Raw genomic sequence first — 22,670 nt, forward strand, 5'->3', positions numbered from 1 at the left:
CGTGCAGCACGATCAAGATGCGGGACGTATTCGAGCGTCACACGAACGAGACGGAGGAACAGCCGTGATTGATGAAGCTCTCTTCGAGGCCGAGGAGAAGATGGAGAAGGCCATCACGGTTGCGAAGGACGACCTCGGCTCCATCCGGACCGGTCGAGCCAACCCGGGCATGTTCAACCGAATCGTCATCGAGTACTACGGTTCCATGACGCCGATCACGCAGCTCGCGAGCATCAACGTGCCCGAGGCGCGGATGGTCATCATCAAGCCCTACGAGGCGTCGCAGCTCGGACCGATCGAGAACGCCATCCGCAACTCCGACCTGGGCGTCAACCCCAGCAACGACGGCAGCATCATTCGCATCTCGGTCCCGCAGCTCACCGAGGAGCGTCGTCGCGAGTTCGTGAAGCAGGCGAAGGGCAAGGGCGAGGACGCCAAGGTCTCGATCCGCAACGTCCGCCGCAAGACGATGGACGAGCTGTCGCGCATCCAGAAGGACGGCGAGGCCGGCGAGGACGAGGTCGGTCGCGCCGAGAAGGAGCTCGACAAGACCACCGCGCGCTACGTCAGCCAGATCGACGACCTGGTGAAGCACAAGGAAGCAGAATTGATGGAGGTTTAGCCGTGGGGAAAGCTGACGGCGCCTCCGCGGCGACCGCCGCCCCGGCCTCCAAAGCTGGACGCAACCTGCCTGCCGCGATCGCCGTCGGCGGCGGCATCGGTGTTGCGTTGATCTTGATCCTGACCTTCGCGCCGCTGGTGTGGATCGGTGTTGTTGCCGTGGCGATGGCGATCGCCACGTGGGAGGTCGCCAAGCGACTGGGCGAGGCCGACATCCGCGTCCCGGTGATTCCCCTGCTGCTCGGCGGTCAGGCCGTCATCTGGCTCAGCTGGCCGTACGGGACCGAGGGGGTGCTCGGTGCGTTCGCCGGCACGGTGCTGGTGTGCATGGTGTGGCGCCTGTTCGACCACGGCCTCAAGGCCACGCCGCGCAACTTCCTGCGGGACACCGCGATCACGGTCTTCGTTGCCGCGTGGATTCCGCTGCTGGCGTCCTTCGCGACGCTGATGGTGCTGCAGGACGACGGCGCAGGCCGGGTGCTCTGCCTCATGATCATCGTGGTGTGCTCCGACGTGGGCGGCTACGTCGCGGGCGTGTTCTTCGGCAAGCATCCGATGGTGCCGGCGATCAGCCCCAAGAAGTCCTGGGAGGGCTTCGCCGGGTCGCTCGTTTTCTGCGTCATCGGTGGCGTCCTCACCGTGACGTTCATCCTGGACGCGAACCCGTTCATCGGCGCCCTCCTGGGCGTTGCGCTGGTGTTCACCGCGACGCTCGGTGACCTGATCGAATCCCAGGTCAAGCGCGAACTGGGAATCAAGGACATGGGCACCCTGCTGCCCGGGCACGGCGGCATCATGGATCGTCTCGATTCGTTGCTGCCGTCCGCTTTCGTCACCTGGCTCGTTCTCACCGTCCTGGTGTGAGCCGCGCCGACCGCGGCCGGGGGAGCGCTCGGGGAACGATCCCGAGCCCCAACATCTGGCACTGGCCCGACATCTACGAGGTCGAGAACCGTGCCCAGGACGTCGACGGCGTCGTGTTCGGCGTACTCGCCGAGGTCGCGGACTGGCGCGACCGCGACGTCCTCGACCTCGGCTGCGGTGCAGGTTTCCACCTGCCCCTGTTCGCGGAGACGGCCCGGTCGGTGGTAGGTGTCGAGCCGCATCCGCCGCTGGTGGCGGCAGCGCGCCGCCGCACCGCCGGACACGCCGCGGTCAGTGTTGTCGAAGGATCCGCGGACGCGCTTCCGCTGCCCGACGACAGCGTCGATGTCGTGCACGCGCGCACCGCATACTTCTTCGGTCCCGGATGCGGTCCAGGCATTCTCGAGGCGATGCGGGTGCTCCGTCCCGGCGGGGTGCTCGCGATCGTCGACCTCGATGCGACCGTCGCCCCGTACGGCGGGTGGATGCGCGCGGACCTTCCGCATTACGACCCGGTGGCCGTCGAGGCCTTCTTCGACGCACAGGGTTTCGCGATGCGTCGGGTGCGGACCCGATGGGAGTTCGAGGGCAGGGACGCGTTGCGTGCGGTGCTGGGCATCGAGTTCACCGCGCGGACCGCGGCCCGTGCGTTCGCCGAAACGCCGGGCCTGGGACTGGAAGTCGGCTACCGCATCCACACGAGGGTGGTGTCGAGCGGTCTCATCCTTCCGTCTGGTTAGTGTTACTCGGAGTATTGACACTGGCGCTGCCGTCGTGTGAGCTGGGCCTCATGTTCTCAGCGCGACGGACTCGTTGGACAGCAGGGGTTCTCGGCGTGTGGCTCGCGGCAGCGACCGCCGGGGTGGCCGGGGCGGCCCCCGCGCCCGCGGACTTCTATCAGGTCGCGGCGCCGCTCCCGGCCGGTGATCCCGGTGTCGTGCTGCGCACCGATCCGTACGCGCCGCTGCTGTCGATTCCGAACCAGGCGGGGCCGTGGCCGTCCGGTGCGAATCGGATCATGTACCGCACCACGGATGCTCACGGCGACGCCACCGCCGCGACCGCCACGTACTTCGACGCGAGCCTGCCGTGGGTGGGTGCGGGTGCGCGACCGCTCGTGGTCCTCGCGCCCGGGACGCAAGGGCAGGGCGACCAGTGTGCGCCGTCGAAGCTCATCGCCGAGGCGATCCATTACAGCCCGCCGCTCGATTTCGCGGTCGAGTACGAACTGCTGCAGGTGCACGCGCTGCTCTCCCAGGGCATCGACGTCGTCGTTGCCGACTATCAGGGCCTCGGTACCGAGGGCATGCACAGCTACGTCGACCGTCGCGCCGAGGCACACGCCGTGCTCGATGCGGCCCGCGCGGTGAAAGCGTTGCCGGGCACCCGGATCGGCGCGGACAGCCCGATCGGACTGTGGGGGTACTCGCAGGGCGGGGGAGCGGCGGCGGCCGCGGCCGAACTGCAGGCCGTGTACGCGCCCGAACTGAACATCAGCGGAACCTACTCCGGCGGCCCCCCGGCCGATCTGCGGGCCGTCGCGGCCGCACTCGACGGCGGCCTCGCGGCCGGTCTTCTCGGCTACGCCGTCAACAACATCTACGCCGGCTACCCGGAGACCCGCGCCGAGATCGACGGTGCCCTGAGTCCGGCCGGGCGGCAGGCGCTGGACGACATCGCGAACCAGTGTGTCCCCGAGACGATCGCGCGGTACGGCATGCACCGGACGTCGGAGTGGACGCGGGACGGACGATCGGTCGCGGAACTGATCGACGCGCTGCCGACGGTGCGCGCGGTGGTGGACGAGCAGCGCATCGGCCGCGCGGTTCCGACCGCGCCGGTCCTGATCGTGCAGGGGCGCAACGACGACGTGATCCCGTACCCGCAGGCGCAGCAGCTCGCCACGGACTGGTGTGGAGCCGGTGCCACCGTCGAGTTCTCGACAGCCGAGTTTCCGCCGATCGCACCGGGGTTCATCGTCGGGCACGGCCTGCCGATGGTCTCGGGGCTGCCGCAGGCGCTCGACTGGATGACCGACCGGCTCACCGGGGCGCCGACCAAGTCCACCTGCACCGCCTGACGGTCAGTCGAGGCCGAACACGTCGGCGAGGTGGGTGATCTTCTTGGCCTTGGCGAGTCGGGGCAGGTCGCTGCCGTCCCGTACCCGCTCGCCGTCGGAACCGAGGTCGGAGATCACGTCGTGGGCCCAGGTGATATCGTGCGGGCTCGGGCTCAGCGCGCGGTTGACAGCCGACGCCTGATCCGGGTGCAGACACAGTTTGCCGGTGAGCCCGAGCGACACCGTCGCCTCGCAGTCCCGTTGCAGGATGGTCTCGTTCGCGGACACGGTGGGGCCGTCGATCGGGCCCCCGGCCAGTCGTGCGGCCCGGCTCGCGATCACCAGCCGTGAGCGCGGGTAGGCCATCGCCGTGACGTCGTCGCTCATCCCGGTGTCCCGGCGGAAGTCGCCGCTGCCGAACGCGAGCCGGAACGTGCCGTCCGCGCGGGCGATCTCGGGTGCCGCCTCGAGCCCGACCGCGGATTCGATCAGTGCCAGGACCGGGGTGTCCGGCAGCAGTTCGCTGGTCGCATCGACCTGTCCGCCGCTCTCCGTCTTGGCGAGCATCACACCCTGCAGGCCCGGGAGCCCGGTGAGGGCCCGCAGGTCCTGCTCCCAGTACGGGGTGGTGGCGTCGTTGATTCGCACCCACGCTTCGCCGCGACCGGACAGCCACGCGGTGACGGCGTCGCGCGCCTCGGGCTTGCGGTCGGGGGTGACGGCGTCCTCGAGGTCGAGGATGATCGCGTCGACGTGTTCGGGACGAGTGAAGCCGTCCGGTTTCGTGGCCGCGGTCAGGAGCCAGGAGCGGGCGAGGTCGGGGCGGACGGTGTGTCGCTCGGATTGCTGCGTGCGGGTCGTCACGGATCGACTCCTCGGGTGAAAGACCGTGCTCCTGTCATGGCTCCCATCGTGCCCCCGAAGCGTCGCTGCAGCTACTCCGGCGACGTGTGGTCGGTCACGGCACCCGCGCGCTTCGCGACCCGGCGTATCTGGATGATCCGCACGCCGCCCGCGAGCGCCATGATCAACGCGCCCGCGATGGCGGCCAGCAGCAGGCTGATGCCCGCCGGAAGCGTGAACTGCCATCCGAACAGCTGGAACGTCACGGAATCGAGGTTCTGCAGGATGAAGATCAGCAGCAGGATCGCGACGACGATGCCAATGACCAGTCCGGTCCAGGTGGAGGCGGCCCGGGTACGCGCGATCTTGGCGGCGTCGTGGGTCGGGGCCGGCGCGGCGGCCTCGTGCCGGCCCTTCGCTGACGGTGTGGCGGCCGGCTCGTCGTGGACCGTCTCGTGAGCCCTGCCGGGGTCCTCGCTCGGTACATCGGTCATGTGTCGATCATCACCCACAGTATGGCGTTGCGCACGCGCATCGGACGTGGAGGCCGGGTAATGGGAGAATGGGCGACATTATGACTGCCACTCCTGTTCCTCTCGTCTTCAATGCGCCGCGCCGCGGGATGCCGCCGCGACACCTCGCCGACCTCGACGCCGACGAGCGCAAGGCGGCGGTCAAGGAGTTGGGTCTTCCCGGTTTCCGTGCCGACCAGCTGGCCCGTCAGTACTACGGCCGGCTCGAGGCCGACTCGGAGAAGATGACCGACCTGCCCGCGGGAATGCGCGAGAAGGTGGGCGCGGCGCTGTTCCCGCAGCTGCTGACGGCCGTCAAGCACGTCGCGTGCGATGCCGGGCAGACCCGCAAGACGCTGTGGAAGGCGAACGACGGCACGCTGCTCGAGAGCGTGCTCATGCGCTACCCGGACCGGGCGACGCTGTGCATCTCCAGCCAGGCGGGCTGCGGCATGGCCTGCCCGTTCTGCGCGACGGGGCAGGGCGGCCTGCAGCGGAATCTGTCCACCGCCGAGATCGTCGACCAGGTTCGCGCCGCCGCGGCGGCCTTGCGGGACGGCGACGTCGAGGGCGGTCCGGGTCGCCTGTCGAACATCGTGTTCATGGGTATGGGGGAGCCGCTGGCCAACTACAAGCGTGTGGTGGCCGCGGTCCGTCGGATCACGTCGCCCGCACCGGACGGCCTGGGCATCTCGCAGCGCTCCGTCACCGTCTCGACGGTCGGGCTGGCCCCGGCGATCCGCAAGCTCGCCGACGAGGACATGTCGGTGCGTCTCGCGGTCTCGCTGCACACGCCCGACGACGAGCTGCGCGACACCCTCGTGCCGGTCAACAACCGCTGGCCGGTGGCCGAGGTCCTCGATGCGGCGCGCTACTACGCCGACAAGTCGGGCCGGCGGGTGTCGATCGAGTACGCACTGATCCGGGACGTCAACGATCAGCCGTGGCGCGCGGACATGCTCGGCAAGAAGCTGCACAAGGCGCTCGGCCCGCTGGTGCACGTCAACCTGATCCCGCTCAATCCGACGCCCGGCAGCGAGTGGGATGCCAGCCCCAAGCCGGTGGAGCGGGAGTTCGTCCGCCGCGTGCAGGCGCAGGGCGTCTCCTGCACCGTCCGCGACACGCGCGGTCAGGAGATCGCCGCCGCGTGCGGTCAGTTGGCCGCCGAGAACTAGGCCGTTCGACGAAGAAGGACCCCGCACCGAGAGTGCGGGGTCCTTCTTCGTTGTCTTCGGTGCTGCGGCGGCGTCGCCTACCGCGGCTTGCGGCGCACGACCATGTCGCGAACGAGGACGAAGACGATCGCACCGGCGAAGCCGATGAGGAAAAGGTCCTCGACCTTGCCGCTGTGGTTACCGATCATCATCAGCAGCAGGAACGCGGCGAAGAACCAGCCGGCGAAACGGAACGTTCGCGGAGCCTCGCCACTCCAGCCCCATGCGGCCGAGGGCACCTCGGCGGTGTCGACGTGCGCGGCGACGACGGGGTCGTTGGAAGTGGGGTCCAACTGGGTACCGGCCACGGCTCGATCCTCCTGATCATACGAATGCGCTATCGCCGCATATCGTGACATACGACCGTGCGTCGTACGAAGTGGGGTCCCGACCGTGTTGCCGCGGCCGAGATCAATCCTGTGTGATTCTCTCAGCATCCGTCAGGAACAATGGATCCGTGGCTGACACCCAACCGACTCGCGTCCTGCTGCTGGGCAGCACCGGTTCCATCGGCACCCAGGCCCTCGAGGTCATCGCCGCCAACCCCGACAAGTTCCAGGTGGTCGGGCTCGCGGCGGGTGGCGGGAACATCGACCTGCTCGCCCGCCAGATCCGCGAGACCGGCGTGAGCCGGGTGGCGGTCGCCGATCCCGCCGCGGCGGCCCGGCTGGACCTGCCCGGTGTGCTGTCGGGTCCCGACGCGGTCACCGAACTGGTGAAGGGGACCGAGGCCGACGTCGTGCTCAACGCGCTCGTCGGGTCGCTCGGCCTCGAACCGACCCTGGCGGCACTCGCGTCCGGCGCGCGTCTGGCGCTGGCCAACAAGGAGTCCCTCGTGGCGGGTGGTCCGCTGGTCACCGCGGCCGCCGCACCCGGCCAGATCGTTCCGGTCGATTCCGAGCACTCCGCGCTCGCGCAGTGCCTGCGTGGCGGCCGCGCCGAGGAAGTGGACCGGCTGATCCTCACGGCGTCGGGTGGACCCTTCCGCGGGTGGACGGCCGCGGCGCTCGAGGACGTCACACCCGAGCAGGCCGGCGCGCACCCGACGTGGTCGATGGGCCCGATGAACACCCTCAACTCGGCGTCGCTCGTGAACAAGGGGCTCGAGCTGATCGAGACGCACCTGCTGTTCGGCATCGACTACGACCGCATCGACGTCACGGTGCACCCCCAGTCGATCGTGCATTCGATGGTGACGTTCACCGACGGCTCGACCCTCGCGCAGGCCAGCCCGCCCGACATGAAGCTGCCCATCGCGTTGGCCCTCGGCTGGCCGGACCGGGTGCCGGGTGCGGCCGCGGCATGCGACTTCTCCACCGCCTCGACGTGGACGTTCGAACCCGTGGATTCGGTGGTGTTCCCGGCGATCGACTTGGCGCGCCACGCCGGCAAGGCCGGTGGCTGCATGACGGCCGTCTACAACGCGGCGAACGAGATCGCGGCCGAGGCGTTCCTCGACGGCACGCTCCGGTTCCCCCGAATCGTGCGGACGGTCGAGCGGGTTCTCGCGGCCGGCGGCGAATGGGCCGCGCCTCCCGCTACGGTTGACGACGTGCTCGCCGCCGACGGGTGGGCCCGTGCACGGGCACGCGAGCTCGTGAAACAGGAGGGCTAGAACCGCATGGTCTTCGCATTCGGTGTGGTGCTGTTCGCCCTCGGTATCGGCGCGTCCATCGCGCTGCACGAGGCCGGGCACATGTGGACCGCCAAGGCCCTCGGCATGAAGGTCCGGCGCTACTACATCGGCTTCGGCCCCAAGATCTTCTCGTTCCGCCGCGGCGAGACCGAGTACGGACTCAAGGCGATCCCCGCGGGCGGGTTCTGCGACATCGCCGGCATGACGGCGGTCGACGAACTTGCGCCCGACGAGGTCGACCGCGCGATGTACAAGCAGAAGGCGTGGAAGCGGATCGTCGTGATGTCCGGCGGCATCGCGATGAACTTCCTGCTCGGACTCGTGCTGGTGTTCATCCTCGCGGTCGGCTGGGGCCTGCCGAATTCGGAGGACCGCGCGGTCGTCGAGGGCACCGTGTGCGTGTCGCCGACGCAGAGTGCCGGCCCGGACTTCGCGCTCGCGGAGTGCTCGGGTGTCGGTCCTGCCGAGGCGGCCGGTATCCGTGCCGGTGACCTGATCACCGCGGTCAACGGTGAACCCACCCCGACCTTCGGTGACCTCGTGAAGAAGACGCAGCCGTTGACCGGGACGGCGGACTTCACCGTCGAACGCGACGGGCAGACGCTCGTCATCCCGGTCCAGGTGCAGCAGGCGCAGCGGTACGTCAACAACCCGGACTCCACCGAGCAGAACCCGCAGCCCCCGGTCTCGCAGGACGTCGGAGCGATCGGCATCCAGGCGCCCCCGGGCGTCGTGCAGTACTCGGCGCTCGCGGCCGTTCCCGCGTCGTTCGCCTACACCGGTGACATCTTCGTGCAGACCGCGCACGCGCTGACCCAGATGCCGGCGAAGGTCGTGGATCTGTGGACGGCGGTGACCGGTGGCGAGCGAGCGCTCGACACCCCGATCAGCGTCGTCGGCGCCTCGGTCATCGGCGGACAGGTCGCCGAGCGTGGTTTGTGGGAGGTCTTCGTCGGGCTGCTCGCCACGCTGAACTTCTTCCTCGGCATCTTCAACCTGCTGCCGCTGTTGCCGCTCGACGGCGGGCACATCGCCGTGACGATCTACGAGCGCGTCCGGAACTTCTTCCGGAACCTGCGCGGCAAGCCGGACGGCGGGCCGGTCGACTACATGAAGCTGATGCCGATCACATACGTGGTGGTGGTGATCGGCGGCGCCTACATGCTGCTCACCCTGACCGCCGACATCGTCAACCCGATCCAGTTGTTCCCGTGATCTCGGCGCTCGCTTCGAGCCGGACCGTGGAAACTCCCGAACGATAGACTTGCCCCGTACCAACGAAAGAAGGCGAAACGTGACCAGCCCCGTCGGTTTGGGCATGCCCGATATTCCTGCGGTCCTCGCACCGCGACGCAAGACCCGTCAGCTGATGGTCGGCAACGTCGGCGTCGGCAGCGACTACCCGGTCTCGGTGCAGTCGATGTGCACCACCAAGACCCACGACGTCAACGCGACCCTGCAGCAGATCGCCGAGCTTACGGCGTCGGGCTGCGACATCGTTCGCGTCGCGTGCCCGCGGCAGGAGGACGCCGACGCGCTCGCGACGATCGCGAAGAAGAGCCAGATCCCGGTGATCGCGGACATCCACTTCCAGCCGCGCTACATCTTCGCCGCGCTCGACGCCGGCTGCGCCGCGGTCCGCGTCAACCCCGGCAACATCAAGGAATTCGACGGCCGCGTCAAGGAGGTCGCGAAGGCGGCCGGTGACGCCGGGATCCCCATCCGGATCGGCGTCAACGCCGGCTCGCTGGACCCGCGTCTGATGCAGAAGTACGGCAAGGCCACCCCGGAGGCGCTCGTCGAGTCGGCGCTGTGGGAGGCGGGCCTGTTCGAGGAGCACGGCTTCGGCGACATCAAGATCTCGGTCAAGCACAACGACCCGGTCGTCATGGTCGAGGCGTACCGCCAGCTAGCGGCGCAGTGCGACTACCCGCTGCACCTCGGTGTGACGGAGGCGGGTCCGGCGTTCCAGGGGACCATCAAGTCGGCCGTCGCCTTCGGCGCCCTGCTGTCCGAGGGCATCGGCGACACCATCCGCGTGTCGCTGTCGGCGCCGCCGGCCGAGGAGATCAAGGTCGGCGGGCAGATCCTGCAGTCGCTGAACCTGCGGCCCCGCAAGCTGGAGATCGTCTCGTGCCCGTCGTGTGGTCGCGCGCAGGTCGACGTGTACACGCTCGCCAACCAGGTGACCGCCGGGCTCGAGGGCATGGAGGTCCCGCTGCGGGTCGCGGTGATGGGTTGCGTCGTCAACGGCCCGGGCGAGGCCCGCGAGGCCGATCTCGGTGTCGCGTCCGGCAACGGCAAGGGCCAGATCTTCGTCAAGGGCAAGGTCATCAAGACCGTCCCCGAGGCCCAGATCGTGGAGACCCTCATCGAAGAGGCGATGCGAATCGCGGAGGAGATGGAAGGCGGCGAGACGAGCGGCGCGCCGGTGGTCACCGTGAGCTGAAATCGGCCCACCTCGACGCACCTTCATGGCAATGTGGTCCCCAGATCCGGCACTGACAGCCCGACGCTGACAGACATCACGCCGAGCGGTCTCACAGAGACGTGTGACGAAGGGGGTGCGTCAGTGCTCAAGCTCCTCGGGGCGAGGCAACTGGGCGGTCGGGACACCGCCGAGGTGCTGCGTGTGCTCGAATCGGACCCCGTCGCGGCATGCATGGTCGCGGCCAGGGTGCAGCATTCGGGGCTCGACCCCCGTGCACTGCAGGGTGAGATGTGGAGCCGCGGGGGCCCGGCGGAGTCGCTGTGTTTCGCGGGCGCGAATCTGGTTCCGCTGCTGGGGGAGCTGGACGACCTCCGGTCGTTCGCCGACCGGGCCAGTCGGTTTCCGCGGATGTGTTCGTCGCTGGTCGGACGGGCCGAGTTGGCGCTTCCGCTGTGGGAGTTGCTGGAATCCGACTGGGGCCCGCCGCGCGAGCTGCGATCCGAGCAGCCGCTGCTCGCACTCCGCGACGAGCCGCTTGTGCGCCCCGATCCGCTGGTGCGGCAGGTGCGGATGGACGAGATCGAGTCGTATCTGCCCGCCGCGGTCTCGATGTTCATCGAGGAGGTCGGGATCGATCCGCGGGCCAGCGACGGCGGGCGGAGCTACCGACGTCGGGTCGCGAACCTGATCGCCTCGGGGCGGGCCTGGGCCCGGTTCGAGGACGGGGAAGTGGTCTACAAGGCGGAGGTCGGGTCGATGTCGGCCACCGTCGGCCAGATCCAGGGTGTGTGGGTCGATCCCGCGCGGCGCGGCGAGGGCCTGGGAGCGACCGGCACCGCGGCCGTCGCCGGTGCGGTCACCGCGCGGGGACGCATCGCGAGCCTGTACGTCAACAGCTACAACGAGCGCGCACGCCGAACGTACGCGACGGTCGGGTTCACACAGGTCGCCACCTTCGCGACGGTGCTGCTCGACTGATCGTTCGCCGGCTACGCGTACACGACGGCTCTCGTGACCTGCATCGTCTTTCGGTCGAGGTAGCAGAACAGCACCGCGTGCGCGCCGTCGACGGTGCACGTCGCCGTGACGGCGTCGCCCGCGGCAATGAGCTTCGTGACGTCCGCGACGGCTCGGCCACCGAGAAGATCGAGTGCGGTCCGGTCGCCGCGCTGCGCGGATTCGACCAGTCGGCGAACCGCCTGCTTCCCCCTCTCGCCGACGCTGCGCACCGCGAGTCCGAACGCGAGCGAGCCACCGAGGCCCTGCAGGCGGAGCATGCGCGCGCTCATCGCCGCCGCGACACCGAGTTTCGCGCGGTCGATGCCCGCGACCTGAGCGAACATCGGCGCGACCTCCCAGTGCGCCGCGATCCGGCGGATGCGCGGCGCGCCGTCGTCGAGCGTCGTCTCGTACAGCAGGTGCATCGGGGCCTTCGCGACGACGCCGCCGCCAAGTCGGGTTTCGATCGTGACGTCGCGGACGACGTCCAGTCCGCTGACGATGTCGACGTTCTCGACGTGGAACCGGATGTCGTTGGGCGCGATGAAGGTGTCCCAGAAACGGGCGAGGGGCTCGCCGCCGCGGACATGGCTGCGGCGGTCGTAGAGACCACCGAGGACGGGGCGTCCGCCCACCGGGTCCTCGACGACGTGACGGTCGGCGAACAGCCCCAGCCAGGCCTTCTTGTCGTGCACGGCGACGGCGGCGGGGGACTGCCGCGCCAACTCGAGCAGGTCCTCTGGGGTTGCCGTTCGCGTGATCGTGGTGGGCCCGGCCGGTGTCGCTGACATGGTCGCGAGTATCGCACAGAGGGTGGAACGTGTTCCAGAAAACGGGGACACGTCCGGACGCGGGCTTCGGGTCTTACGGGAGCAGGCCCAGCCGCCGTGCCGCGACGACGGCCTCGCGCCGCGAGTGCGCATCGAGCTTGCTCATGGCGCTGCGCAGGTAACTTTTCACGGTCTCGGCCTTGACTGAAAGGCGCTCGGCGATAACGGCATTCGAGCAGCCGAGGGCAGCGTGACTGAGGACGTCGACTTCGCGCGGTGACAGAGTGACGGCGAGGGCGCCGCGATCGGGTTCCGGGGTCGATCCCACGCCGGCGAGTCGGCTCGACAGGTGGCGCAGCCGTTCCTGCAGCGCGGGGTCGTCGACGGTGTGCGCGAGGCTGCGGAGTTCGGCGTGGACGTCCCGGATCTCCTCGGTGTCGGCGCCATTCGGGGCGGTGCGCTCGGCGGCCGCCGCGTCGAGCAGTTGGACCCGCCGGTCCACCTCGTCGCGGATCGCGATCTCGTTCGCGAGGCGGCGACCGGCCTGCATCATGACGTCGGCGATGCGGTCACCCAGTTGCACACGCTCGCGGATCGCGGCGTACATGACTGCGCGGGAGTTCCCGCGAACGACCACCGGCACCGCCAGTACCGAGCAGAGTCCCTCCGCGAGGACCGGGCCGTCGTAGTGGTGGGTGATGGTGCGGGCCCGCCCGTAGTCGTGCACCGCCGCGGGGTTGCGGCGCGCGACGACGTGTCCGCCCAGGCCGGATCTCTCGGAGACGGCCAGGCCGCGCAGGCCGTCGGTGTGGGTGCCGACGAACTCGCCCAGGTGCAGGGTGCCGTCGTAGACCTCCCCGCCGAACACGACCGGAACGATGCCGGTCGCGGCCACTTTTCGTAGTTCGGTGCGCAGTGCGTCGCGGTCACGCGGACGCAGCAGGGCCGTGGTGTGGGTGGGCACCCTCATCACCCCTTTCCGGGGGTAGCCGGTCGATGCTGTGACACGGATCATAGGTGGCACGACGGCCCCGCGGCGACGGGGCCCCGACGACGAGGAGTGACGATGACCGTCGACCCGACCACCCGCCTTCGCGAGCTCGCGGACCGGTACGACACCCCGCAGGCTTGTGCCGCGGAGTTGCTGTGCGATCGGCACCCGGCCGATGCGGTCGCGTTCACCGTTGTCGAGAGTGACCTGTCGTCGACCGATCTAACGTACGGGTGGCTGCGGGAGCAGTCCACCCGCTTCGCGGCCGCGCTGGCGGACCTGGGCGTCGAGCCGGGGGACTGTGTCGCGACCCTGATGGGCAAGTCGGCCGACCTCGTGGTGGCGCTGCTGGGGATCTGGCGTCGCGGCGCGGTCCACGTCCCGCTGTTCACTGCGTTCGCAACGCCGGCGATCGCGTTCCGGCTCGAGGCGAGTGGTGCGCGTGTCGTGATCGCCGATGCCAACCAGCTCGACAAGCTGGCGCCGGGCGAGGACATGCCGGCCGACGCAGCGTGGCGCGTCGTCGTGGCCGGTGGAGCCGCATCCGGCGCGCTGTCGTTCGATGCCCTGGTGCAGGGGCATGCGGCGGACGACCCGCGCGGCGCCGCGGTCACCATGGGTGGCGATGCCCCGATGGTCCGGCTGTTCACCAGCGGCACCACCGGCACCCCGAAGGGTGTCCCGGTGCCGATCCGCGCGCTCGCGTCGTTCCAGTCGTACATGGAGTTCGGACTCGACGTCCGCGAGGACGACGTGTTCTGGAACGCCGCGGATCCGGGCTGGGCGTACGGGCTGTACTACGCGCTGCTCGGTCCGATGGCGGCCGGCGTCCGCAGCATCCTGCTGCACGCCGGGTTCTCGGCGCCGCTCACGTGGCAGGTGATGGAGCGGTTCGGGGTCACCAACTTCGCGGCCGCGCCCACCGTCTACCGCAGCCTGCGCGCCGACGAGACCCCGGTGCCCGAGTCGGTGACGCTGCGCCGCGCCTCCTCCGCGGGCGAGCCGCTCACCCCCGACGTCATCGCGTGGTCGGAGGCCGAGCTCGGCGTCACCGTCCGCGACCACTACGGGCAGACCGAGCACGGCATGTTCATCATCAACGCCTGGGCCGACGGCCTGCGCGAGGACGTCGTCGCCGGGTCGATGGGCCGCCCGCTGCCCGGCTGGGCATGTGCCGTGCTGGCCGACGACGCCGACGAGCTCGCGCCGCCGAACACCCCCGGCCGCGTCGTGATCGACACGCAGGGCAGCCCGCTCATGTGGTTCACCGGTTACAGCGACGCCCCCGAGAAGACCGCGGCCCGCTTCACGCCCGACGGCCGCTGGTACATCACCGGCGACGCGGGGCAGGTCGACGAGCAGGGCCGGTTCTTCTTCTCCTCCCGCGACGACGACGTGATCATCATGGCCGGCTACCGCATCGGCCCGTTCGACGTCGAGAGTGTGCTGGTGATGCACGACGACGTCGTCGAGGCCGCGGTCGTCGGGATGCCGGACCAGCTGCGCGGCGAGGTGCTCGAGGCGTTCGTGGTGCTGCGCTCCGGCATCGAGGGCACCGACGAGCTGGAGAAGGACCTGCAGCATCTGGTGAAGAAGAAGTTCGCCGCCCACGCCTACCCGCGGACCGTGCACTTCGTCCCGCAGCTGCCCAAGACCCCCAGTGGCAAGGTCCAGCGCTACATCCTGCGCCAGGGTCAGTGACGTTCGGCCTGAGCGCCCATTCCTTGTCTCTTTCCGCGGAAGCCCGCGAGATCAGGCGAGGAGTGGGCGCTCAGGCTTGTCGGTGCAGCAGGGTCTCCAGTCGCGGATCGGCATGCGCTGCTGCGAGCCTCTCGAGATCTGCGGCGACGACGAGGGTGTGCATGTCGTCGATTCCGGTGGCGGCACACCACGAGTGGTCTGTCGGCCACCAGAAGTTCGGCGTGCGTAGTCGGACGGCACCCGCCTCGACGGACCGGGTGGCCCGCACCACCTGATACGACGGCCCGGTCGGGTCCTCCCGCACCCGGGCACACTGGCGGATCGGGTGGTCGAGCAAACCGTTCCACCCGTCCCAGAACAGGCCGTGAGCCGCGTCGTCGAAGTGCGAGTACACCGCGTCGAGCAGTCCGGCCGGCAGGGAGCCCATCTCGGGTGTCGCGTCGAACAGTCCGTCGACGGTCGCGCACGGATCGTCGAATCCGCTGAGTTCCGGGAAGGCCATGCCAGGCTCGAGGCGCACATTTCGCGCCTCGGCAATCTCGGCCCAGGTGGCCGGTTGCGCCTCCCCGTCCGGGCCCAGGTGAGCGGGGTGCAGGATCCGCAGGACATAGGGGAATCTATCGGCCGCCCACCCGCTCGCCGGTCCGGCGTCCGGGTAGCGGTAGGGCGCGAGCCACGTCGCGGCGTCGGGTGACGGATCGCCGACCCATCCGAGGGAACCGGGCATGAAGTGATTGTGCGACATCGGCCTGAGCGCCCATTCTTTGCCGTCGTCCGCGGAAGCCCGCGAGATCAGCGCAGGAGTGGGCGCTCGAGCTCGGTCGTTCGGGAAGCGAGCTGACGGCTCCTCGCGCACAGCGGACTCATTCGGTCTCCAGCTTGTGCAGGATCGGGCGCAGGCGGGCAACGGTTCGCGCGTCCTCGACAGCGATGTCGCCGGTGGAGTCGAAGCGCTCGTCGCGGTCGACGAGGGTTTGGAGCTTCTTCGCGACCGCGCGGCGGACCGTTGCCGGTGCGGCCGCCAGCCGTTCGGCGAGGCGGAGGCCGAGCTCGCGCGCCCACCGGTCGGTCACGGACCCCGCGACCACTTTCACGATTCGTGCGGGAGCGTCGGGCAGGGGCAGCCCGACGTCGAGGAGGGCGATCGCGGCGGCGGCGCTCGTCTTGACGATCGGGCCGTTGTAGTCCTTGCGGTCGGTGACGACGAGATCGGTGAGCAGCGCCTCGAAGTCGGTGCACGCCTCGGGCGGTAGCAACTGTCGGGCGCGCCAATCGAGCGCGAGACCGATCGCTTCCTCGATGGGGCCGCGACCGGCGTCGATGATGCTGCGGACCACAGGCCAGCCGGTTGCGGCCTCGTCCGAGTCGACGGCGGCGAGGATGCGCAGCGCGGTGAGCTGGTTACCTCGCTGGTGGTCGCTTGTCGCGGCCTTCGTGCCTACGAGGCCGCGACACCAGTCGAGGAAGCGACGGTCGGTGCGGTCAGCCCAGTGCGCGAGCACCTCCGACTCCTTGTGCTCGAGGTCGGCGTCGAGGACATGATGGAAGTCATCCGTGTCCTTCGTCAGGCGTGCGAGAGCGAGCAGCACGGTCGCGTCGCCGGTGACGCTCGCCTCGCGGACACGGTCGATACCGGCGGTGTCGCCCCACGTCGCCAGCGCGTCGGCGGACTGCCTCGGCGCGACCGCGAGAAGCTCCCGGACCTCGGGCAGCGCGTCCGCGGCAGCCTCGGCGGGCCAGGAGGCCAGCAACTCGACGAGGTGTCCGGCGCCGTCGCGGGACGGATCGGCAGGAGGCTTCTGCCGCAGCGCCTGCCGGATGCCGGCGACGACCATGGTGGAGGACGGTGCGTGCTCGCGCACGAGCGCGTAGCCGAGCGCGGAACGTCCCGACGCGGAGGTGGCAACCATGAGGCCGCGTGCTGCGGGGTTCGTGAGCAGGGCCTGGGCCATCGGGCGAGCCCACCGTCCGTCGCCGGCCCGCAGCAGGGCGAGCGCGGCATCTGTCCGAGCATCCGTGTCGAAGGTGCTCGACCCGATGGCGGAGGTGTCACCGGTGGTGACCCGCTCGGCGAGGGCAACGAGTGCGTCGCAGACTTCGGGTGTCGCCGGGCACTGCCGGAGCGCTGCGATCATCGACTCCGGCCCGGCTTCGGGGAGCGCCGCGAGTGCGAGCAGACGACGGACCGCGGCCGGAGCGTTGCTCCGGGAACCGACGACGACATCGACGAGCCCGGCGATCGTCGTCTCGTCCGGCATCGGCAGCGCAGCGAGTACGTGAGCCGACGCCTCGGGGTTGTTCGCGCTCAACCACTCCGGAAGGTTTCCGACATCGAACGCGATGTGCGAGGCCACCTCGACGGCGAGCTCCCATCCCGTGACGAGCGCGTCGAGGTCCGTGGTCTCGGTGCTCCCGGCCGCGATCCGCGCGAGCGTCGCCGCCATCATCAGGCCGGGATCCCCGTCGGCGAGAGCCGCCGCGACATCGGCACCGAGAGTCGTGAGCGCGGCGACACATGCCTGCTCGACCTGCGCGGCCGGGCGTGCGTCAGCCCGTGCCGAGAGTGTTTCTACCGCAGCGGAATCGGCCGTGCGGGCCGCGGCCTGCAGCAGTGCCGAGGCCGCGGCTTCCGGGCCGTCGTCGGCGATCAGTGGTCGTACGAGCGCTGCGATTCCGAGCAACGAGTCTCGGGCCGAGCGGACGAGGGCGGCCGTCTCGGCGTCGTCCGCCCCGACCTGTTCATAGTCGTGCACCGCGTCGGCGAACATCAGCAGCAACCACGCCGTGCCCTCAGCATCCGCGGTCTGCCGGGCGCCGAGCACCGACGCGATGGACGTCATCGCAGGCTCGGTCGAGTCGTAGAGGGTTCCCTGATGCAACACCGCCGACCACAGCTCGTGCAGCGATTCCTCGACTGTCTCCGCCCCGGTCAGTCCCTCGATCCAGCCGGGCACGTCGCTCGCATCACCGTATGCGTGCTCCAGCGTCGGCCAGTCGACATCGGCGAGGTGGGTGCGCCAGTGCGCGCTGTTCATGGGTCTCCTTGCCGTGGGACAGCCCGATGTCGGGCAGGCCGTTGTACAGCTTCGCCGCGTCCGCGACGGGCTGCACCGAGTCGGTGTGCCGCCGCCTGGCGTCGGTGGTCGCCGAGGAGTCTGCCATTGCCGGCGTGCGCTCGGCGGGGGAGGACGCGAGGTCTAGGCTCGTCGCACCGCAGAAGCTGAGATGAGGAGGGGCCGTGTTCAGTCGGTTCGTGGCGATCGGTGACAGCCAGAGCGAAGGACTCAACGACGGGGACGACCAGCTGGGCTATCGAGGCTGGGCGGACCGGCTCGCCGAGCGGCTTGCGGAGATCAACCCCGAGATGCTCTACGCCAACCTCGCGATCCGGGGCCGGCTGGCCCGCCAGGTGCGGGAGGAACAGTTGGCCCCCGCGTTGGCGCTCGAGCCCGACCTGGCATCCGTCGTCGCCGGCGTGAACGACCTGCTGCGACCGAAGTTCGAACCTGTCGCGATAGCAGCCGAACTGGAGATCGCGTTCGAGGCGCTGACCGCGTCGGGTGCGCGGGTGCTGACGATGACGTTCCCCACGCTCGGGGCGGGCATGCCGGGCGGCCGGGCGATCATGGCGCGGATCTCGGCGCTGAACGAGGAGATCCGGGCGGCCGCGGCACGGCACGGTGTCGCGGTGATCGACCTCGAGGTGTACCCGGTCGCGACGGACCCGCGGCTGTGGAGCTGGGATCGACTGCACCTCAACGCGGATGGCCACGACCGTCTGGCCGCGGCCGCGGCGACGGCGCTGGGAGTGCCCGGCACCGACCTGCGCTGGCAGGACAGTCTGGGTCCGCTGCCGCCGGTCACCGCACTCGGGCGAATCCGTGCCGACACCGAGTGGGCGGTCCGGTTCCTCGGGCCATGGCTCGGGCGTCGCGTGCGCGGGACGTCGTCGGGCGCCGGGCGCGTCGCGAAGCGACCGGAACTTGCTCCGGTCCGGCGGGAAGGCGAGCGGGATACGACATCGGCCTGAGCGCCCATTCCTTGCCTCGTTCCGCGGAAGCCCGCGAGATCAGAGGAGGAGTGGGCGCTCAGGCCGACAGGGGTCAGCGGGCCGCGCCGCGTCCGCGGATCCGTCCGAGCACCAGCAGCGCCACCAGGGTGACGAGCAGCAGCAGGGTGGTGTTCGCGGCGGCCTGGAACACCTGGCCGCGGTCGGTGAGGCCGAAGATGGCCACCGGCAACGTCTTCCACGTCGCCGGGTACACCATGATGGTGGCGCCCAGTTCGCCCATCGACAGCGCGACGGACAGGCCCGCGGCCGCGCCGAGGGCGGGCACCAGCAGCGGCAGCGTGATCCGGAACAGGACCCGGACGGGGCCGGCGCCGAGGGATTCGGCGGCCTGACGGTAGGCGGGGTCGAGACGGTCGAGTGCGGCGGAGACCGAGCTGAACGCGAAGGCCAGCACCAGCACGGCGTGCGCGAGGATGACGATCCACTTGGTGCCGCCGAGGAGCAGCGGCCGCTCGTTGAACGCGATGAGCATGCCCAGGCCGATCGCGACGGACGGCAGCTCCACCGGGAGGTGGAAGACCGCGTCGGTGACCTTGCGCAGCCACACCGGCGCCTCGCGCGCGGCCAACGCGGCCCAGGCCCCGAGGAACAACGCGATGCCGCCGGCAATGATCGCGGTCTGCAGGCTCACCGTCATGCTCGCGAGGTTGTCGTCGGACAGTGCCGCCGACAGGTTCTTCGTCCCCAGGTTCGAGGGCAGTGGGCCGTTCCACGCGCCCGCGAGCGCGGCGGCGATCACCGTCGCGATCGGGGCGACGAACACGGTCATGACGACCGCGCCGAAGAACGCCAGCGTGAGGTACCTAGCGCGTCGGGTCCAGAGCAGCACGGCTGCCTCCCATCAGTCGGGTGAACAGGAACCGGTAGCCGCCGTACAGCGTGAGCGACAGCGCCACCTGGACGGTCGCGATCACCGCGGCGCCGGGGAGGTCGAAGGTGACGATGCCGTGCGTGTAGATCAGCACCGGCAGGGTCATGACGTCCTTGGCTCCGGTGAACAGCACGATGCCGAACTCGTTGAGCGTCAACAGCAGTACCAGCGAGCCGCCCGCCATCAGTGCCGGCCAGGCCTCGGGCAGGATCACGGTGCGCAGCACCCGCAGGGGAGAGGCACCGAGGCTCGCGGCGACGTCGAGTTGCTCGCGGGGCATCTGGGTGAACGCCGCGAGCAGCGGTCGCACCACGAACGGGGTGAAGAACGTGATCTCGGCGGCGATCACGCCGAGCGGGGTGTTGAGGAAGTTCAGTGGCACCCGGTCGGCGCCCGTGATGCGGCTGATCAGTGCGTTCACGGCACCGGCGGTGCCGTACAGGAACGTGAACGCGAGCGTGACGAGGAACGAGGGCAGCGACAGGATGGTGTCGATCAGGCGTCCCACCACCTTCGACCCGGGGAACGGCACGAACGCGAGGACCAGCGCCAGGAACGTGCCGAGCACGAGGCACCCGAGCGTGGAGGCGAGCGCCACTTCGATCGTGCGCCACAAGGCCTTTCGGAACGACGCCGACCACAGCATGTCTGTCCACGCCGACCAGCCCCGGCCGGTGTCGGTGACGGTGGACTCGGCCAGCACTCGCGCCATCGGGTACACCGCGAACCCGATCACCAGCAGCAGCGGCGGAAGCACCCACAGCCCGGACCGCCACCGCGACGGCTCCGGCCGGGTCGGCGGGTCGGCGGCGACCGGGGCCTCGAGGAGGGCGGTCACGACACCGCCTCCGGGGCCGGCACCAGGACGGCGCCCCGCTCCGGGAAACGCAGCCCGACCTCGGTGCCCACCGGACGTTCGTCGTGGCCGGGCACGTCGACGTCGATCGGCGTCTCGGGCAGTCCGGGTAGCGCGATCGTGACCCGCGTCGACGACCCGCGCCACACGCTCGCGACGATGCGGGCCGGCAGCGCCCCGCGTTCGGCGGGGGAGGTGAGGGTGATCGCGTGCGGTCGCAGGCACAGCAGGGCGCCGGCGTCGGACTCCCACTCGGTGCGGCCGATCTCGGGCTGGGGTGCGTGCGCGGTGACGGGCGTGCCGCCCACGGACACCAGTGCCGACGTTCCGATCACCCGGGTCACCGTGCAGGGCAGCAGGTTCGCGCCGCCGAGGAACGCGGCGGTGAAGCTGCTCGGCGGGCGCTTCCACAGGTTCTCGGCGGTGTCGACGTCCACCAGGCGGGCGTCGCGCATGACGGCGATGCGGTCGGCGAGTGCCAGCGCCTCGGACTGGTCGTGCGTCACGTAGAGCATCGCGGTGTCCGGGAGCGCCGCCCGCAGTTCCTGCAGTTCGGTGAGCATGCTCTGGCGCAGTTGCGCGTCGAGGGCGGCGAGCGGCTCGTCGAGCAGCAGCACCTTGGGGCGGATGGCGAGTGCGCGGGCGATCGCCACGCGCTGCTGCTGACCGCCGGACAGCTCTCGTGGCAACCGCTTGCCGTAGGCCGACATGCCGACCATCGCGAGGGCGTCGGACACCCGGTCCGCGATCTCCGACCGCGGAACACGCTGTGCGCGTAGTCCGAATGCGACGTTGTCGGCGACCCGCATGTGCGGGAACAGGGCATACGACTGGACGACGACGCCGATGCCACGCTTGGCCGGGGGCAGATCGGTGACGTCGTCGCCGCCGAGTCGGACGGTCCCTGAGGTGGGCCGGGTGAAGCCGGCCAGTGCCTTGAGCGCGGTGGACTTACCCGACCCGCTGGGGCCGAGCAGGGCTACGGTCTCGCCGCGGGCGACCCGCAGGTTGAAGTCGACCAGGGCCCGGGTGGTCCCGCGGCCGCGGCCGTAGGAGACGGTGACCCGGTCGAACGTGATGGCCGGAGCGGAGTGCGCGGTCGCGCCGCCGTTGCGGGCTCTGGTGCCGAGGGACCGCCCGGACTCGAATCGAGACATGTCAGTTACCGGTGGCCTTCTGGTAGGCGGCGATGTCGGCGTCGAGCGAGGCGAGGACGTCGTTCCAGTTCGGGGTCCACACCTCGACACCGTTCACGAGCCCGGTCGGGGTGGACTTGTCGGTGGAGGTGCCCGCCGCGTCACGGACGTCGGTGCGCACCGAGACGCCGAGCGCGTCGGTGGCGACCGTCTTCTGCGCCTTCTCCGACAGCAGGTACTCCATCAGCTTCTTGGCGTCGTCGGAGTGCGGGGCGCCCTTCGCCAGGCCCATCACGTACGGCAGTGCGACCGTGGTGCGCTTGCCGCCGTCGGCGGGGAAGAAGATGTCGAACTCGGAGCCGTCATCCTTGATGGACGCGAGGTTCATCTGGACGTCGCCGTTCGCGACGAGCAGTTCACCGTTGCTGACCTTGGGCTGCAGCTTGCCGGTGGACGACGACGGTCCGACGTTGTTGGCCTGCAGCTTCGCGAGGTAGTCCAGCGCGCCCTCCTTGCCCTTGAGGTGCTGGAGCAGCAGCAGGACGGCGGTGCCGTCGCCGGCCTGGCCGGGGGTGGAGTACTGCAGCTTGCCCTTGAACTGGTCGGTGAGCAGGTCGTCCCACGTGGCCGGGGCCGGGTTGGCGCCGGGGTTGGCGATGAACGACAGGTAGTTGTCGACCAGGGGTACGTACTTGCCCTCCGGGTCCTGGACGTCGGCGGGGACGGCGGAGGTGTCGATGCCGCTGGGCTCGAGCAGTCCCTGTGCGTCGGCCTTCTGGATGAACGGCGGCAGCGTCACCACGACGTCGGCCTGCGGGTTGGACTGCTCCTTCTCCACGCGGGAGACGACCTCGCCGGAGCCGGCCTCGACGAGGTTGACGGCGATGCCTGTCTCCTCGGTGAACGCGGCGAACTGGGTCTTGTACCAGCCGGCGAGGCCGTCGGCGCTGTAGACGGTGACGGTACCGCCGCCGCCGGTCGCCGCGGTGCCGGTGCCGCCGCAGGCGGTCAGGGTGAGGGCCGCGGTCGTCATCGCGATCGCCGCGATACCGACACGGAAACGCTCGGTGTTCCTGCTCATTCGGATGTCCTTG

At 70.0% G+C, this 22,670-nt stretch carries 22 protein-coding genes; 11 read left to right on the top strand and 11 right to left on the bottom strand.

All coding sequences use genetic code 11. The features are described from left to right. Positions 1-64 precede the first annotated feature (64 nt). From frr to HUN07_RS10540, 4 genes are read left to right on the top strand one after another with little or no spacing between them, the layout of a single operon-like run. Positions 65-622: a ribosome recycling factor gene (gene frr, locus HUN07_RS10525; RefSeq protein ID WP_114719560.1), complete on the top strand. Its 558-nt coding sequence runs from the start codon at positions 65-67 to the stop codon at positions 620-622. Positions 623-624: 2 nt separating this feature from the next. Continuing rightward, positions 625-1,485, top strand: a complete 861-nt coding sequence (locus HUN07_RS10530) for a phosphatidate cytidylyltransferase (RefSeq protein ID WP_174909576.1) — start codon at positions 625-627, stop codon at positions 1,483-1,485. Then, positions 1,482-2,225: a class I SAM-dependent methyltransferase gene (locus HUN07_RS10535; protein WP_174909578.1), complete on the top strand. Its 744-nt coding sequence runs from the start codon at positions 1,482-1,484 to the stop codon at positions 2,223-2,225. The genes HUN07_RS10530 and HUN07_RS10535 overlap by 4 nt, the downstream gene beginning before the upstream one ends. A gap of 50 nt (positions 2,226-2,275) precedes the next feature. Beyond that, positions 2,276-3,565: an alpha/beta fold hydrolase gene (locus HUN07_RS10540; protein WP_174909580.1), complete on the top strand. Its 1,290-nt coding sequence runs from the start codon at positions 2,276-2,278 to the stop codon at positions 3,563-3,565. Positions 3,566-3,568: 3 nt separating this feature from the next. Here HUN07_RS10540 and HUN07_RS10545 read toward each other — a convergent pair whose 3' ends face one another. Further along, positions 3,569-4,408 carry an HpcH/HpaI aldolase/citrate lyase family protein gene (locus tag HUN07_RS10545; RefSeq protein ID WP_174909582.1) on the bottom strand — a complete coding sequence of 280 codons (840 nt, stop codon included), beginning with the start codon at positions 4,406-4,408 and terminating at the stop codon, positions 3,569-3,571. Positions 4,409-4,479: 71 nt separating this feature from the next. Continuing rightward, positions 4,480-4,881, bottom strand: a complete 402-nt coding sequence (locus tag HUN07_RS10550; protein WP_174909584.1) for a LapA family protein — start codon at positions 4,879-4,881, stop codon at positions 4,480-4,482. Between the two features lie 80 nt (positions 4,882-4,961). On the opposite strand from HUN07_RS10550, the gene rlmN reads away from it, so the two are divergent. After that, on the top strand, positions 4,962-6,074 hold the full coding sequence (rlmN, locus tag HUN07_RS10555; RefSeq protein ID WP_114719996.1) for a 23S rRNA (adenine(2503)-C(2))-methyltransferase RlmN: 1,113 nt from the start codon (positions 4,962-4,964) through the stop codon (positions 6,072-6,074). A gap of 77 nt (positions 6,075-6,151) precedes the next feature. Here the strand turns inward: rlmN and HUN07_RS10560 are convergent, their stop codons facing one another. Continuing rightward, positions 6,152-6,421, bottom strand: a complete 270-nt coding sequence (locus HUN07_RS10560; RefSeq protein WP_114719570.1) for a DUF2631 domain-containing protein — start codon at positions 6,419-6,421, stop codon at positions 6,152-6,154. Positions 6,422-6,570: 149 nt separating this feature from the next. Here HUN07_RS10560 and dxr point away from each other — a divergent pair, with 149 nt between their 5' ends. The 4 genes from dxr (at position 6,571) to HUN07_RS10580 (ending at position 11,158) form a co-directional block, all read left to right on the top strand. Further along, positions 6,571-7,728 carry a 1-deoxy-D-xylulose-5-phosphate reductoisomerase gene (dxr, locus tag HUN07_RS10565; RefSeq protein ID WP_114719572.1) on the top strand — a complete coding sequence of 386 codons (1,158 nt, stop codon included), beginning with the start codon at positions 6,571-6,573 and terminating at the stop codon, positions 7,726-7,728. 6 nt (positions 7,729-7,734) lie between these two features. Further along, positions 7,735-8,964: a M50 family metallopeptidase gene (locus HUN07_RS10570; protein ID WP_114719574.1), complete on the top strand. Its 1,230-nt coding sequence runs from the start codon at positions 7,735-7,737 to the stop codon at positions 8,962-8,964. 79 nt (positions 8,965-9,043) lie between these two features. Next, positions 9,044-10,198: a flavodoxin-dependent (E)-4-hydroxy-3-methylbut-2-enyl-diphosphate synthase gene (gene ispG / locus HUN07_RS10575; protein ID WP_174909586.1), complete on the top strand. Its 1,155-nt coding sequence runs from the start codon at positions 9,044-9,046 to the stop codon at positions 10,196-10,198. Between the two features lie 123 nt (positions 10,199-10,321). Beyond that, entirely contained in the window at positions 10,322-11,158 is an 837-nt protein-coding gene (locus tag HUN07_RS10580) for a GNAT family N-acetyltransferase (protein ID WP_114719578.1), read from the top strand. An 11-nt stretch (positions 11,159-11,169) separates the two neighbouring features. Here HUN07_RS10580 and HUN07_RS10585 read toward each other — a convergent pair whose 3' ends face one another. After that, positions 11,170-11,970 (bottom strand): nuclear transport factor 2 family protein, encoded by an 801-nt coding sequence (locus HUN07_RS10585; protein ID WP_114719580.1) that lies wholly within the window; start codon positions 11,968-11,970, stop codon positions 11,170-11,172. 73 nt (positions 11,971-12,043) lie between these two features. Beyond that, positions 12,044-12,919 carry a helix-turn-helix transcriptional regulator gene (locus tag HUN07_RS10590; protein WP_114719581.1) on the bottom strand — a complete coding sequence of 292 codons (876 nt, stop codon included), beginning with the start codon at positions 12,917-12,919 and terminating at the stop codon, positions 12,044-12,046. Between the two features lie 96 nt (positions 12,920-13,015). Here HUN07_RS10590 and HUN07_RS10595 point away from each other — a divergent pair, with 96 nt between their 5' ends. After that, positions 13,016-14,641, top strand: coding sequence for an AMP-binding protein (locus HUN07_RS10595; RefSeq protein ID WP_174909588.1), 1,626 nt, complete (start codon positions 13,016-13,018; stop codon positions 14,639-14,641). Between the two features lie 70 nt (positions 14,642-14,711). On the opposite strand, the gene HUN07_RS10600 is transcribed toward HUN07_RS10595, so the two are convergent. Further along, on the bottom strand, positions 14,712-15,368 hold the full coding sequence (locus tag HUN07_RS10600) for a hypothetical protein (RefSeq protein ID WP_174909590.1): 657 nt from the start codon (positions 15,366-15,368) through the stop codon (positions 14,712-14,714). A gap of 136 nt (positions 15,369-15,504) precedes the next feature. Further along, positions 15,505-17,676 carry a hypothetical protein gene (locus HUN07_RS10605; RefSeq protein ID WP_174909592.1) on the bottom strand — a complete coding sequence of 724 codons (2,172 nt, stop codon included), beginning with the start codon at positions 17,674-17,676 and terminating at the stop codon, positions 15,505-15,507. 203 nt (positions 17,677-17,879) lie between these two features. Between HUN07_RS10605 and HUN07_RS10610 the strand changes: the two genes are divergently transcribed. Continuing rightward, positions 17,880-18,671, top strand: a complete 792-nt coding sequence (locus HUN07_RS10610) for an SGNH/GDSL hydrolase family protein (protein ID WP_174909594.1) — start codon at positions 17,880-17,882, stop codon at positions 18,669-18,671. Positions 18,672-18,744: 73 nt separating this feature from the next. Here the strand turns inward: HUN07_RS10610 and HUN07_RS10615 are convergent, their stop codons facing one another. Genes HUN07_RS10615 through HUN07_RS10630 form a run of 4 tightly spaced genes read right to left on the bottom strand, consistent with a single transcriptional unit; the run spans position 18,745 to position 22,657 of the window. After that, positions 18,745-19,542 (bottom strand): ABC transporter permease, encoded by a 798-nt coding sequence (locus HUN07_RS10615; protein WP_174909596.1) that lies wholly within the window; start codon positions 19,540-19,542, stop codon positions 18,745-18,747. Further along, a complete protein-coding gene (locus HUN07_RS10620; RefSeq protein WP_174909598.1) occupies positions 19,517-20,422 on the bottom strand; it encodes a 2-aminoethylphosphonate ABC transporter permease subunit in 906 nt (301 codons plus the stop codon). The genes HUN07_RS10615 and HUN07_RS10620 overlap by 26 nt, the downstream gene beginning before the upstream one ends. After that, complete coding sequence (locus HUN07_RS10625; protein ID WP_174909600.1) at positions 20,419-21,597, bottom strand: ABC transporter ATP-binding protein; 1,179 nt, start codon at positions 21,595-21,597, stop codon at positions 20,419-20,421. Before HUN07_RS10625 ends, HUN07_RS10620 begins: the two co-directional genes overlap by 4 nt. Before the next feature lies 1 nt (position 21,598). Then, a complete protein-coding gene (locus HUN07_RS10630) occupies positions 21,599-22,657 on the bottom strand; it encodes a 2-aminoethylphosphonate ABC transporter substrate-binding protein (protein WP_174909602.1) in 1,059 nt (352 codons plus the stop codon). Positions 22,658-22,670: the final 13 nt, after the last annotated feature.

The organism is Rhodococcus sp. W8901 (assembly GCF_013348805.1).
GTDB lineage: Bacteria > Actinomycetota > Actinomycetes > Mycobacteriales > Mycobacteriaceae > Prescottella.